The sequence below is a fragment of the Membranihabitans maritimus genome (assembly GCF_021729145.1).
GTDB classification, from domain to species: domain Bacteria; phylum Bacteroidota; class Bacteroidia; order Chitinophagales; family Saprospiraceae; genus Membranihabitans; species Membranihabitans maritimus.
In genome coordinates this window covers 136,475-150,919 of the sequence record NZ_JAJSLW010000001.1, presented here as the reverse complement: position 1 = coordinate 150,919, position 14,445 = coordinate 136,475, and the positions used below count along the sequence as shown (strand labels likewise).

Genomic DNA, 14,445 nt, shown 5'->3' with positions numbered 1-14,445 from the left:
GATAGATTCTTAAGTAAAGGTATCATGTAACAGATTAAGATTTTAATGTAAAAGATTATGAAATCCGACAAATATCAATTTATTGTGTTTTGGATAACTGCTCTTATTTCTGGATTATTATCATTGTGCGGTTCTACTGCATTGAATGCTCAGGAAAAAATCTTTCAGGCAGGAGCTTCTATAAGCAACATAACTCCATCCCTGGGCCTGGAAATTGTGGGGGGATATAATGCGCCAATAGCGGACTATGTGCACGACCAAATAAATGTCAAATCCATTGTTTTGTGGAATGGGGATGAGACACTGGTATTTGTAATAGTTGATAATGTGGCTGTAAAGAGAGAAGTATATGATGCGGCCAAATCAATGATACAAAACAATCTTAAGATCCCTGCCGCCAATGTATTGATTGCTGCAACTCATACTCACTCGTCGGTGAGTGCAGGAAAACAAGGTATAGAGCGTAGAAGCTGGCAATACGGCGAACCACTAGATGAGTATCAGTTGTTCGTTGCCAAGAGAATAGCAGATGGTGTGCAAACTGCAGTTGGCAATCTGGAACCAGCCAAAATCGCTTGGGGTAGAATTGATGTTCCGGAACATGTCTTCAATAGAAGATGGATAATGAAAGAACCCGTTATGAGCCCATTGGGTTTTTGGGATAAAGCTAAGATGAACCCGGGGGTAGGTAACTCTGACCTTGTGGAGCCAGCTGGCCCTATTGATCCGGAAGTTTCTTTTATCGCACTGGAGTCATCCGAAGGGAAACCCATTGCTGTAATGGGGAATTATTCTTTACATTACGTTGGTGGAGTACCGCGGGGACACCTGTCAGCTGATTATTTTGCCATTTTTGGAGACCGAATGCAAGAGCTACTAGAAGCGGATCGTCAACAGCCGCCATTTGTAGGAATAATGACAAATGGTACATCGGGAGATATCAATAATATCAATTGGTCTGGTACGGAAAGGGAACAAAACGCCCCATATGAGAAAATGCGTTACGTTGCAAATGATGTAGCAGAAAAAGTTATTAGTGTATATAAGGGGCTGGAATTTCATGAGTGGGTCCCATTACGTTCTGCTCAATCAGAAATAACTCTCCAGGTCCGTCGTGCCAGTCCTGAATTGTTAGAAAATATGGAAAAAGTGCGTGAAAGACCCCATGATGATAAACCATTATTTCATCCACTGGAAAAAATATATGCCGAAAGAGTCAGGATCCAGGAAGATGACTGGCCGGACCAGATTAAAATAATCTTACAAACTTTTGGGATCGGAACCCTTGGAATTGCAGCTATTCCTTTTGAAACCTTTGCTGAAACGGGGCTGGAATTAAAACAAAGAAGCCCATTTGAAAATACATTTACCATTGAATTAGCCAATGGAGCATATGGGTATCTCCCCACACCTGAGCAACATGAAGTGGGTGGCTATGAAACGTGGTTGACGACCAATAAAGTGGAGGTCAATGCCTCAAGAAAGATTGTCCTTGAACTGATGAATCTATTTAATCAGGTGAATACAGTAACGAAAAGCAATACAACAAAATAGTATGGGACATATGAGAATTTATTGTAATTTTTTCAAGTTTATTTTTAGAGCCATGGCATTGCTGCTTGCCGTAAATGGGCCTTTGTCCGCCCAGGAATTGATAGCAGGTATGTCAGAAGAAAATATTACTCCTCCAGTTGGATTCCCTCATTACAGGGGTATAAGTACGGGAGTTCATGATTCTTTGTACGCAAAGACACTATACCTACGACAAGGACAAACTGAAATGGCTGTAGTATCGTGTGACTTGTTATGGATTAGTCGTGAAGTGTCTACTCGTACCCGATTAAAAATTGCCTCTGAGTTAGGCATTCCCTTTGCTCATGTGCTAATATCTGGTACTCACTCCCATACTTCGCCTGCATATGACGAAGATATTCTTGAATTGAATGAACATATTAGAAAAGAAACCCCTTCCACAGAAATAACAAATGGGGTAGAATACCAGGATTGGTTGTGTGAACGAATTTTTTTGAGTGTTAGAAAAGCGCAGGAATCCTCCAAAGAAAGCGTTTTATTGAGAAATTCGGTGAATGTGGACAGCTTGTCGTATAACCGTAGGTTTATTATGGCAGATGGACGAGTAAAAACCAATCCGGGAATTTTAAACCCAGAGGCTATTCGCACAGAAGGTCCTATTGATCCAGAATTTAATATACTTGTGGTAAAACAAGAATCGGGCGATTTGTCAGGTGGATTGTTTAATTTTTCCAATCATTGCGATACCAAGGGAGGGACTGAATTCAGTGCTGATTTTCCGGCCTTTATATCCCAGGTCCTGAAGGACAAACTCGGAAATGAATTTATTTCACTTTATGGACAGGGTGCGTGTGGGAATTTGAACCATGTAAATGTGAGAAAAAAAGAGCAATTGACTTCAGAATCAATCGGGGTGGACCTGGCTTCCAATGTACTGACAAATATGCCGAACCTAGAGAATCTGGCAGGCTATTCACTAAAGGTGGAATCTGAGATCGTATATGCACCATTACAACATTTTACAGAAGAGGAACTGCAATGGGCCAATCAAATGCACCCTTCAGACCTTTATGGTGAATCTGAATTTTTCCAGTTAAGACGACCTATGAAGATCAGGTCACTGGCACGAATTCGAAATAATGAAGCTATCCCTCCTACCGTACCTTCCGGAAAATGGACACTTCCTTTGGAAGTCCAGGTTTTTCAGGTCAATAGTGATGTTGCTATCGTTGGTTTACCAGGTGAAGTATTTGTAGAATTGGGATTGGCCATAAAGAAAGGGTCCCCTTTCAAGAATACATTGATAATTGAACTTACTAATTCTCATATCGCCTACGTTCCCACCAGAGATGCTTTTGATCGAGGGGGGTATGAAACCATTAATTCACGACTGGCTCCGGGAGGTGGAGAGATGATGGTGGAAAGTGCTATTCGGTTGTTGAAAGAGATTAGAAAAAATTGAATGAATTTTTGCTATAAACAATTAAAATTATAATTATATTTGAAAAACAGGATTTTCCATATCTGAATCAAAATATCTTTTCATTCCTGAAAGATAGTACCACTTTTCTGAAAGATAGTATTACTTACCGATTTATAAATACTATATTTTTGATTCTGGCAATTTAATGGATTATTCTTCTTAGTATTTTTTCATCCTAAAACGATGTATTGTGATTAGGAACTATGATGTATTGTTCAAATTGAAATACAATTTGGTAATTTGCCTGTTGGCGTTTTTGCCTTCAATTGGGTTTTCTCAAAATTATGAATTTAAAGCAGGAGCCTCATTAAGTAATATAACTCCTCCGCTTGGACTTGAAATTGTTGGAAATTGGAATTCCCCTCCTGCAGATTATGTTCATGATCAGTTGCATGCAAGAACTTTAGTGCTGGATGACGGCAACACTACGCTGGTATTTGTACTCGTTGATAATGTGAGTATTAAAAGAGAAGTTTTCGATGCAGCTATAGCTATCATCGAAAATAAGCTGGGTGTGCCCTCGAAGAATGTGATGATGGCCGCTACACATACCCACTCCGGTACCAGTGCTGGTAAACAAGGAATGGATAGAAGGGGATGGCAGTACGGAGAACCTCTGGATGAATACCAGCGATTCCTGGCCACACGAATTGCAGATGGGGTAGAAATTGCACTTGCCAATAGAGTGCCAGCCAAAGTAGCCTGGGGAGGAGTCGATGTCCCGGAACATGTTTTCAACCGGCGCTGGATAATGAAAGAACCCGTATGGAGTCCATTGGGATTTAAAGACCAAGCAAAAATGAACCCTGGAGTAGGGAACCCGGACCTTGTCAAACCGGCAGGACCTATTGATCCTGAGGTCTCATTCCTGGCCGTAGAAACGAAAGATGGTAAACCTATTTGTGTTTTGGGGAATTATTCCCTGCACTATGTAGGGGGTGTTCCCAAAGGGCATATTTCAGCAGATTATTTTGCTATTTTTGGAGATCGGATGCAAGAATTACTAGACGCCGATCGGCAAGACCCTCCTTTTGTAGGAATCATGTCTAATGGTACCAGCGGAGATATCAACAACATAAACTTTGCGGGAGAGAGAGAAAAAAATGATCCCTATTTCAAAATGAGATATGTAGCTAATGATGTGGCTGAAAAAGTATTTGATGCTTACCAGACCCTGGAATTCAATGACTATGTTACTTTGGGGGCGGCAAAATCAGAACTGAAACTTAAAGTACGCAGAGCAAGTAAAGAATTATTAGCCAATATGGAAAAAGTTCGAAATCGTCCTGACTCAGAAGATCCATTATTTCATTCATTGGAAAAGACTTATGCCCAACGTATCCACCAGTTGGAAACTACCTGGCCCGATGAGATAGATATAATCCTGCAAGCTTTTCGAATCGGTGATTTGGGAATTGCCGCCATCCCATTTGAAACCTTTGCCGAAACCGGTCTGGAAATAAAAGATAAGAGTCCTTTTGAGGATGCTTTTACGATTGAATTAGCTAATGGAGCGTATGGTTATCTCCCTACTCCCGAACAACACAAACTTGGTGGGTATGAAACCTGGCTGGGGACAAACAGAGTAGAAGAAAATGCAACACGGAAAATAGTAGGTGAACTTTTAGAGTTATTTAGGTCACTCCAATAGCGCAGTATTAACATGAATATTACATGCACGGTATTGATGGCTTTGTTAGTATGTTTCACAAACTCTTTTGGAGCTCTCCCCAAGGAGATTTCGCCCAATGATTACCGGGGAAGTGATACAGAAAGGATACAACAGGCCATTGAAGATGCTACAGAAACTACATGTCAAATACGAATTCCCAGCTACAATGCAAATGGAACTAACATTTGGATGATTGATAGTGCTATCCTATTACCGAGTAATATTAAGCTAATACTCGATAATTGTACTATCCAACTTTCTGATCAAAGCAGAGATAATATGTTTCGAAGCGATAATGTCGGATTGGGGATAAGCGATCCCATTTGGAATGAGAATATAGATATAATAGGTGTGGGCGATGTAACATTGAGAGGAGCAGATCATCCACGTGCAACAGGGGATGGAGCTCGAAAATTAGTGCGAGATCCACAGAAAGAAATGGAGAAAGGAAACTATAGAGTGAGTTATGGCCGCGATGCAGGTAATAAAGAAATGAAACAAACAGGTGATTGGAGAAATATTTTGATATTAATTGCCTATGTCAACAAGTTTACTTTGAAAAACGTGAAAATTGAAAATACCCACGCATGGTCTGTGAGTTTTGAGCGGACTGTAAATGCAAAACTATCCAATATTCGAATAGAAAACTCAGAATTTATAAACATAGAGGGGAAAAAGTTAGCTACCTCAAATAAAGACGGAATTAATTTGCGACAAGGATGTAAGTATTTTAGAATTGATAATATATCTGGTAAAACTGGTGACGATTTTATTGCACTTTCTAACCTCGATGTAAACTATGATGCTCCTAAACCCAATGGTAGTCTTAATAGCACAATGGTTACTTCGGCCAGATGGTACGGTCCTGAAGACGATATCGAACAAATCGTAATCACTAATGTTTCCTGCGAAAACCGGTACCGCGGAATAGCCATAAGAGCAAGCGGTCAGGCCGGTATTCACGATGTGTATATCAATGGTTTAATATTCAAGGGACTACAAGATCGATATGAAGCTATTTTATTAGGTGGAAAAGGGTATGGGAAACTATCATTATCCGGTAAAATAAACAACATTTACGCCTTAAATGTGATCGGAAACGGGCGCTCATTAGTAAGGATTGAGGCTCCCGTTCATAATTGTCATTTCATGAATGGTATGTATAATGGTGAAAATGAAGCTCCAACATTGTATAACATTGATAAATCAAAAGTTGAAAATATAACTGAAAATGATTGGAAAAAAGTTCAATAATACCATTACATACTTTAAAGGGTTATCTATTTGTATTTTTTTCCTTCTGGGACAAATAAAAATTGGATATGGACAAAACCAACCCTTACAAGTTGATCAACCTAATTTCATCATTATCTATTGCGATAATTTGGGCTATGGAGATATTGAACCGTTTGGCTCTGAGGTAAATCGTACACCTTACCTCAATAAAATGGCCCGCGAAGGAAGAAAATTTACTCATTTCTATGTTACTTCAGGCGTTTGTACACCTTCCAGGGCTTCCATCATGACCGGATGTTATTCCCAGCGAGTAGGAATGCACCAAAACCCTAGGGATGGAGCAGTACTTCGTCCTATTTCCCCATATGGATTGAATCCGGATGAAGTAACCATTGCTGAGGTTTTAAAGGATGCAGGATATACAACCGGTATAATTGGAAAATGGCATTTGGGAGATCAGCTCCCCTTCCTACCTACGCGACAGGGATTTGATTTTTTTTATGGAATCCCTTACAGCGATGATATGACACAGGCTGTAGGTCAGAGGATTGGAGAGAGGTTTGACGGGTATCAGTGGCCCCCTTTGCCGGTAATGCTCAATGAGAATCCGATTCAGGCCGGTGTGGACCGAAATTTATTGACCAGGGATTATACGGAAAAAGCACTTGAATTTATTACGGATCACAAGGACGAACCTTTTTTCCTTTACCTACCCCAGGCGATGCCGGGAAGTACTAAAGAACCATTTTCCGGAGTCGGGTTTCGGGGAAGAAGTAAAAGCGGCCCATGGGGAGATAGTGTGGAGGAATTAGATTGGTCTACTGGTCAGATTATGGAAAAATTAGAAGAATTGGGCATAGCAAGTAATACACTTGTACTGTTTACTTCTGATAATGGATCACCGATGGGACAAGATATGGACGGGGTGGAAAGGGGGACGAACCAACCGCTTTACGGCCGCGGGTATACTACTTCTGAAGGAGGCTTCAGGGTTCCGGCATTGATGTGGTGGCCCGGGACGATTCCTGGGAAAACGGTATGCAGAGAAATGGTTACAACTATGGACTTATTGCCTACCTTCGCAGGCCTGGCAGGAGCTCAAGTTCCTACAGATCGAATTATAGATGGACATGATGTTTGGCCTTTGATAGAAGGAAAAACTGCAGCCTCAACCCCTTATGAAATCTTTTATTACTATGACAAGAACCAGTTGCAAGCGGTCCGGCGGGGGCCCTGGAAATTATTTCTGCCATTAGATGAATTTAGTAGTCACCCACACTTTAATGAAAAGGGTGAAAATGGACCGATATTGTTTAATGTAGAAGAAGATATTTCCTCAAATCACAATGTGGCCAAAGAGAATCCTGAGATAGTGAAAGAGTTAATGGTATGGTCGGAAAGAGCAAAAGAAGACCTGGGAGATCTTGGTCATCCTGGTAAAAACCAAAGACTCCCTGGTAAAGTGGAGAATCCGATTCCGGTAATAATGAGGTAATCTATGGCATAGTGTTCCAGGTGGAATATTCTATAAAATTGAAAAATATGGAAAATGAAAACGTTCAAAATCTAGTTGGCTCCGAGGGAGATGCCGTTCGTTCCAAATTACCACAATCTAAGCGATTGGGATTCTGGAGCAATACATTTATTTTATGGGGTTTTGTACTTGTTATATCCAGCTTGTTAGTTGGCGGATTGGTAGGTACACAACTTCCGTTTAAGGATGCAGTCGTTGTGATATTAATGGCCGGAGCATTTAATAGTATTATTGCCATACTAATCGGAGTGATCGGAGCACGAACGGGCTATACAAGTGCTATGATATACCGGTTTTCGTATGGTCAAAAAGGAGTGATTTTACCCAATTTAATTATTTCAATCACTACGGTAGTTTGGTTTGCAGTCATTTTGAATATTACCCGGGATGCTTTTGTAGATATGGTTGGTATCAGTTCCGGTTCGGGGTTGTTTTGGGGGATTACTTTACTAATGGCAATTATTTTTCTAATTCCGGCTTATAAAACAATGAAATGGATTGCTTATGTGGACTACCTGGCAGCTCCGGCTATTATTATTATACTGGTTGCTACGATATGGGGAGCTCTCGATGTGGGTGGTGGATTTAAACAAATTATATCTAATGCTCCAGCGGCAACAGCATCATTGCTTGTCGTTTTTACGGCTACTGCCGGTGGATGGCTCCATGGTAATACCGTTATTTCCGATTTTACCCGTTTCTATAAGAATGGAAAACAAGCAGCTATCGGGCTATTTTTGACGTATGGAGTATTGATGGTTTTTCAATATATTGGCGCCACAATTGGTGCTTTGGCAACGGGCGAATGGAATATATTCCTTATCATGGACCGTTTTGGATTACTTGAAGTTACATTTTTCGCCATTTTTCTGGGGTCCTGGTCAACGTGCATGGCTGCCATATACTTTGCAGCAAATATGATGGCTGCTCCCCCTGTTCCTGAATATAAGAACGAAGAAAAAACCCGCAAAATGGTCCTTTTGATTTGCTGGGCCTTAGCGTTGTTTTTTGCCTGGTACGGACCCGATCAAATTTTTAATTTTTTCCTGCAATTCCTAGCCTGGTTAATTGGTCCCATAGCGATTACAGTTATTGTTGATTATTGGCTTTTTCCTACAAAAAGAAACTTATATGAAAGCGAAAATGGACTTCCGGATATGATGATTAATCCAGCAGCCTATTTGGCATGGATTGGAGGATTTCTCATAGGATATTTTACTCAGAACTTCTTTAGTTCTCTGATCAACGGAATGATCGTATCTGGAATAGTATATTTTATTTGGATGAAGGCTGCTATAAACAAAGGTACAACACCGGAAAAACAATGGAAGAAGCTCTGGGGATAATAGGGTACATATTGAATATATTTTAATGAAAAATAACTTTGATAAGGAGAGATTCAAAAAATAGGGAATGAAAAAATACTTTGAAATGTGGCGATTAATTCTTCGAGGAACAGCAGTAATGATGATTGTTTTTTGTTGGAGTTGTAATTTCGAAACTTCTGAAAATGATTCGAAGAATGAAATTCAACTTGATGAGGGACTTAGTTTAGACCTGGTTGTGAAAGAGCCTTTGGTCATCGACCCGGTAGCTTTTGCATTTGATGAATCCGGATTTTTGTTTGTAGTAGAAGATCGTGGATATCCCGATCCTGCAGAAGGGGGGACTCCTGAGAACAAAGAAGGTAAAGTAGTTCGATTGGAGGACAAAGACGGAGACGGAGAATATGATTCCAGAACAGAATTTGCTTCGGGATTTACGTACCCAAATGGCATACTTCCCTGGAAAGGAGGCGTATTTATTACCTGTGCCCCGGATATTTTTTATTTAAAAGATACTGATGGTGATGGTAAGGCAGATGTCCGAAAAGTCGTGCTTACCGGTTTTAAGGATACGAAGACATCCCAACTGAGAGTTTCACATCCTACGCTGGGATTGGATGGGTGGGTTTATGTCACCAGTGGTTTGAATGGAGGAGATATAACATCCCCTATTTTCCCAGAAAGAGATACGGTGTCATTTAATGCTTCGGACGGGAGATTTCATCCCGAAACATTTGAGTTTGAAACAGTAGGTGGAAAAAGCCAATTTGGCCTCACAATCGATGCATTTGGAAATCGTTTTGGATGTTCGAACAGACACCCGGTTTTGCAGGTAGTGATAGAACCAAGATTTTTAAATAGAAACCCTTATTTATCCTTCAGCCAAACTGTAAAAAATGCATCCAAAGTAGAAGCTGAGGCGGTGGTCTTTCCAATTAGTAATGTACCTACTACTTCGGATTTTATGCCCAATCTTATGGGGAGATCCCATCAGGGTACGTTTACATCTGCAAGTAGTACCTTTGTATTTAACGGAGCGGCATTGGGTGAAGAATATAAAGGGAATGTTTTTATATGTGAATCCGCCCAGAATTTGGTTCAACGCCAGGTTTTTCGACAAGATGGTGCTTCATTTAGTACGGACTTAGTAGAGGAAGGAAGAGAGTTCCTTGCCTCAAAAAATGAATGGTTTCGTCCTGTATATGTAAACCAGGGGCCGGATGGAGGAATGTATATTGCCGATATGCATCGTAAAGTTATAGATCACCCTTCTTATGTTCCGGAAGGTATACGAGATAAGTTGGATTTTAAGAGTGGAAAAGATATGGGAAGAATTTACAGAATTCGCCATGAAAAATTCGACAAATCTATTTCCGACATATCATGGCCGGGCATTGAAACTTCACCTGATAAAATTATCCAATTAATTAATTCGAATGAAGAGTGGTTGCGTCAAACCGGTTTTCGATTGGCTCTGCAAGATAAAAATCCTGATTTAAAAGAGGGTTTGCAACAATCGGTTTCTGAATCCGAACACCCCGAATCAAGGGTAAAAGCATTGTGGTTATTACATTTGATCAATCAGTTGGATGCAACAGTTTTGGAAAAAGCCCTGGATGATCCACATGCAGGTGTACGTGGTCAGGCAGTGTTACTATGCGAAAATTATTCCACACAAAGCGAGGATTTAAAAGAAGTATTATTATCAAAAGCTGAAGATTCAGATCCTCAAGTACGCTTTTATTGTGCAATGGTCCTGGGATTTTTAGACGGTAATGACGTGTTACATAAATTGGCATCTCTGGCTTTTTCAGATGGTGAAGACCCCTGGACAAGAGCTGGTTTGTTGAGTGGTGTCGGTGACAGGATGCTCCCTTTCCTGGAAGAGTTACAGAAGCAAGAACCAGAAAGTAGTATTGCCTATTCTCTGGTCATGGAAGATCTCGGGAAGATGTTTGGAAACGGTGCTTCATTGGAACAATGCAGGCATTTGGCTTCTTCACTAGTGGATGACAACCAGATCACCAATTCGGACCTTTCTACTTTACTGGGATTATCAGAGGGGTGTTCCAGCAGGGAGTTCGCAAGCTCGACACGTGAAATTATAAAATTATTACTTACTCATTCAGATCAGGGAACCTTTGATCTTATTTTAGATAAAATTATCCAGCTTTCAGAAAATCAAAATTCACGGGAGAAAGAGGAGAGTATAAGGGCTATAAAATTACTGGGATACACCACAGATTCTCGTAGTTTGAAAATTTTGAGTACTGCATTAAAATCCGGTCATTCTGCAGAAATCCAAAAAGCTGCCATTGAAGCGATATCCAGACAGGCCAGTAAAAGAGGTGGAAAACTACTGGCATCATCGGAAATATGGAAAGGGTTCACGCCTCAGGTTCGTTCCGTGGCGGTTTCATCAATGGTTTCACAACCTGCATTTATAGAAATTTTATTAGAGGGAATAGAAGCCGGTATAATTTCGGCAACGGATATACCTTCCGTGAACCGGCAAAGATTAATAAAAAGCAAAGACAGTTCAATTCGGACGTTAGCAACAGAAGTTTTTGCAGACCTGGAAGGTGGAGACCGGATGGAAATATATGAAAATTTCAAGGAAGTGCTGGAAATGGATGGAGATATCGAAGCGGGAAAGCGAATTTTCGAAAATATATGTTCAGTGTGTCATTCATATAATGGCCAGGGAGGGGCGGTCGGACCGGATTTGACAGGGATTAAGAACCAACCAGGTGATGCTATCCTATTGCATACTTTGGTGCCTAATTATGAAGTCTATCCGACGTACCAAACAGTATCAGTGCAAACGACCGATGGAAGATCCATTACAGGCTGGATATTATCTGAAACAGAAAATAGTTTGACCCTGAGAATGGGTTCAGGTGAAGACGAGACCATATTACGGTCAACCATTTCAACATTGACGAATACTGGTTTGTCCCTTATGCCCAACGGGCTGGAACAAGCTATGTCCAAAGAAGAGTTGGCTGGGTTAATTGCTTATTTGAAACAAGGAAGTACATTTTAATTCTATAAAACGCTTATTTATGAACTTAATATACAGAAATTTAAAAATCTTGATTCTATTGGGTATTACCGCTATTGTAAATCCATATTTATATGGTCAGGTAAGTGGTAAATCTTTTAGAGCAGGATCTGCCAAAAGTATTATTACTCCACCCATCGGAACAAGTATTAATGGTGGAATGCAAGATAGACAAGTTCGGTATATTCACGACGAGACCTATGCAAGGGGAATGGTTTTGGATGACGGTGATAATCAATTAGCTATAGTGGTTTCGGATCTCTGTATGATATACAGGGAAACAGTTGATAAAGCTAAAGAACGTGCACATGAATTCACGGGAATCCCCATGAAAAATATTGTGATGTCGGCCAACCACACCCATTCTGCAGGGACAGCATGTTCCGTTTTTCAAAGTGATCCGGATCCTGAATATTTAGAATTTTTACGTATAAAAATTGCTGATGCCGTTATTCGGGCGTACGAGAATCGAGTGCCGGCTAAAATAGGTTGGGGTTTTGGAAAAGAATCTTCTCTTGTTTTTAATAGAAGATGGCGAATGAAACCAGGAACTGAGATTATGAATCCATTTGGCACACAAGACAAAGTGAAAATGAACCCAGGTGTGGGAAATCCCAATAACCTGGAACCGGCAGGTCCAATAGACCCTGAAATCCCGGTTGTTTCTGTAGTTTCTCTGGAAGGAGATCCGATTGCCATATTTTCAAATTATTCGCTTCACTATGTTGGAGGAACTGGGCCTGGTGAAATTTCCGGAGATTACTACGGTATTTTTTCGAAAAAAATTGAAGAGTTAATTGGCGTTAAAAAGGATGGGCCATCATTTGTAGGATTTATGTCAAACGGTACAAGCGGTGATATCAATAATATCGATTTTTCAGGTGAATACTTACAAGCCAAAGGCCAATACGTTCAAATGAATTATGTAGCGAATAAAGTGGCTTCAGAAGTATATAAGGTATATCAAAATATTGAATATAAAGATTGGGTGCCTTTGCATTCAACCCAAGAAGAAATGGAGTTAGGTGTTCGAATGCCCGATAAAAATGATATTGAACGGGCAGAAAGTATAGTTGAAAAAGCTGCTGGACCAAATATGAAAACTCTCGAAGAAATATATGCACGGGAAACGCTTCAGCTCAAAGAATTTCCAGAGAGTGTAAACCTTTTATTACAAGCTCATCGAATTGGTGATTTGGTTATTGCTACTATTCCATGTGAAGTATTTGTTGAAATCGGTTTGGAATTAAAAGAAAAGGGTCCATTTGAGGATATGTTTACGATCTCATTAGCCAATGGTTATAATGGATATCTTCCTACACCCGAACACCATGCTCTAGGTGGATACGAAACATGGAGGGCCAAATCAAGTTACCTGGAAGTAAATGCTTCCCGAAAGATAACAGATACATTGATGGAGATGATGAGAAAGCTGAAAGAGTAGAGGTAAAAGGTGCCTTCCACCGGCTTATGTGATAGTCATTCATATCCCTGTACTGATTAAAGCATAATAGGTGAAAGGCACTTGGCAAGAAAAATTTAAAGAATTTTAAAAAATACAAGAAATGAAAAATATAATAAGAATTAAAAAAGGATTGGCGATTGGATGTATTCTCTTCTCATGGGTATTCATCTTATCTTGTAGTAACGACCCGAAGCAAGAAAGCAAAGCACAAGATTCAACCATACAGCTTTTCAATGGAGAGAACCTCGATGGTTGGTATACCTTTATTCGTGACCGGGGCAAAAACACCGATCCCAAAAATGTTTTTACGGTTCAAGACGGAATTTTGCATATTTCCGGTGAGGAATGGGGATGTATAACCACAGAAGAAGAATATGAGAATTATCATTTGACTACAGAATTTAAGTGGGGCGGAGGAACCCACGAACCCAGGTTGGATAGGGCCCGTGACTGTGGAATTTTATTGCATTCCCAGGGTGAAGATGGAGGGTACAATGGTACCTGGATGCATTCTATTGAGTGTCAGATTATAGAAGGGGGATCAGGAGATTTTATTGTTGTCGGAGATAAAACGGATAAATTTTCCATTACCAGTCCCGTGGCGGAAGAGAAACAAGGAAGTTCCTTTGTATATCAACCCGGGGGTGAATTAGCGACTATAAATAGCGGAAGAATAAATTGGTATGGACGTTCCCCCGAATGGAAAGATACCATCGATTTTCGCGGAGAACAAGATGTGGAAAAACCTGTAGGTGAGTGGAATACTATGGAGTGTATCGCCAAAGGTGATACTATTATTGTCAAACTAAATGGTGTAGAAGTAAATAAGGCAATTAACGTAAAGCCAAGTAAAGGGAGAATCCAGGTTCAATCTGAGGCAGCAGAGATTTTATTCCGAAAAATTGAACTGAAAAAACTTTAAAAAAAGTAAGAATTCAAAGTAACCATTAGAGTGTGTTTAAAATTAGCTTTTGAGTCGATGCAGAGCAAATTTTGTTCTGGACGAGACCGAAGGAGGGAACATAGCCGGGAATACGTGACCGACATACAACGAAGTACAGGATGAAATTTGCCTGCTGCAGGCCAAAGTGTTAAATTTAAACATGCTCTTAGTTCATTTAAGAAACAACTCT

The 14,445-nt window shown here is 40.2% G+C and carries 9 protein-coding genes; all 9 read left to right on the top strand.

Annotated elements, in window-relative coordinates:
* Positions 1–57: 57 nt before the first annotated feature.
* Complete coding sequence (locus LVD47_RS00515) at positions 58–1,554, top strand: neutral/alkaline non-lysosomal ceramidase N-terminal domain-containing protein (protein ID WP_236973554.1); 1,497 nt, start codon at positions 58–60, stop codon at positions 1,552–1,554.
* A 10-nt stretch (positions 1,555–1,564) separates the two neighbouring features.
* Positions 1,565–2,995, top strand: coding sequence for a hypothetical protein (locus LVD47_RS00510; RefSeq protein WP_236973553.1), 1,431 nt, complete (start codon positions 1,565–1,567; stop codon positions 2,993–2,995).
* 211 nt (positions 2,996–3,206) lie between these two features.
* A complete protein-coding gene (locus LVD47_RS00505; protein WP_236973552.1) occupies positions 3,207–4,667 on the top strand; it encodes a neutral/alkaline non-lysosomal ceramidase N-terminal domain-containing protein in 1,461 nt (486 codons plus the stop codon).
* Positions 4,668–4,679: 12 nt separating this feature from the next.
* The gene (locus LVD47_RS00500) at positions 4,680–5,942 is read left to right on the top strand and encodes a glycosyl hydrolase family 28 protein (protein WP_236973551.1); all 1,263 of its coding nucleotides are present in this window, start codon (positions 4,680–4,682) and stop codon (positions 5,940–5,942) included.
* Positions 5,920–7,419 (top strand): sulfatase family protein, encoded by a 1,500-nt coding sequence (locus LVD47_RS00495; RefSeq protein ID WP_236973550.1) that lies wholly within the window; start codon positions 5,920–5,922, stop codon positions 7,417–7,419. The genes LVD47_RS00500 and LVD47_RS00495 overlap by 23 nt, the downstream gene beginning before the upstream one ends.
* 47 nt (positions 7,420–7,466) lie before the next feature.
* Entirely contained in the window at positions 7,467–8,804 is a 1,338-nt protein-coding gene (locus LVD47_RS00490) for a purine-cytosine permease family protein (RefSeq protein ID WP_236973549.1), read from the top strand.
* Between the two features lie 67 nt (positions 8,805–8,871).
* Positions 8,872–11,829 carry a PVC-type heme-binding CxxCH protein gene (locus LVD47_RS00485; RefSeq protein ID WP_236973548.1) on the top strand — a complete coding sequence of 986 codons (2,958 nt, stop codon included), beginning with the start codon at positions 8,872–8,874 and terminating at the stop codon, positions 11,827–11,829.
* Between the two features lie 19 nt (positions 11,830–11,848).
* Positions 11,849–13,291: a hypothetical protein gene (locus LVD47_RS00480; protein WP_236973547.1), complete on the top strand. Its 1,443-nt coding sequence runs from the start codon at positions 11,849–11,851 to the stop codon at positions 13,289–13,291.
* 121 nt (positions 13,292–13,412) lie between these two features.
* Positions 13,413–14,234, top strand: coding sequence for a 3-keto-disaccharide hydrolase (locus tag LVD47_RS00475; protein ID WP_236973546.1), 822 nt, complete (start codon positions 13,413–13,415; stop codon positions 14,232–14,234).
* The last annotated feature ends 211 nt before the right edge of the window (positions 14,235–14,445 follow it).

What these genes read in the sequence shown, in the direction of transcription:
- LVD47_RS00515 (WP_236973554.1), top strand. Translation starts at nt 58, where the DNA reads ATGAAATCCGACAAATATCAATTTATTGTGTTTTGGATAACTGCTCTT.
- LVD47_RS00510 (WP_236973553.1), top strand. Translation starts at nt 1,565, where the DNA reads ATGAGAATTTATTGTAATTTTTTCAAGTTTATTTTTAGAGCCATGGCA.
- LVD47_RS00500 (WP_236973551.1), top strand. Translation starts at nt 4,680, where the DNA reads ATGAATATTACATGCACGGTATTGATGGCTTTGTTAGTATGTTTCACA.
- LVD47_RS00495 (WP_236973550.1), top strand. Translation starts at nt 5,920, where the DNA reads ATGATTGGAAAAAAGTTCAATAATACCATTACATACTTTAAAGGGTTA.
- LVD47_RS00490 (WP_236973549.1), top strand. Translation starts at nt 7,467, where the DNA reads ATGGAAAATGAAAACGTTCAAAATCTAGTTGGCTCCGAGGGAGATGCC.
- LVD47_RS00485 (WP_236973548.1), top strand. Translation starts at nt 8,872, where the DNA reads ATGAAAAAATACTTTGAAATGTGGCGATTAATTCTTCGAGGAACAGCA.
- LVD47_RS00480 (WP_236973547.1), top strand. Translation starts at nt 11,849, where the DNA reads ATGAACTTAATATACAGAAATTTAAAAATCTTGATTCTATTGGGTATT.
- LVD47_RS00475 (WP_236973546.1), top strand. Translation starts at nt 13,413, where the DNA reads ATGAAAAATATAATAAGAATTAAAAAAGGATTGGCGATTGGATGTATT.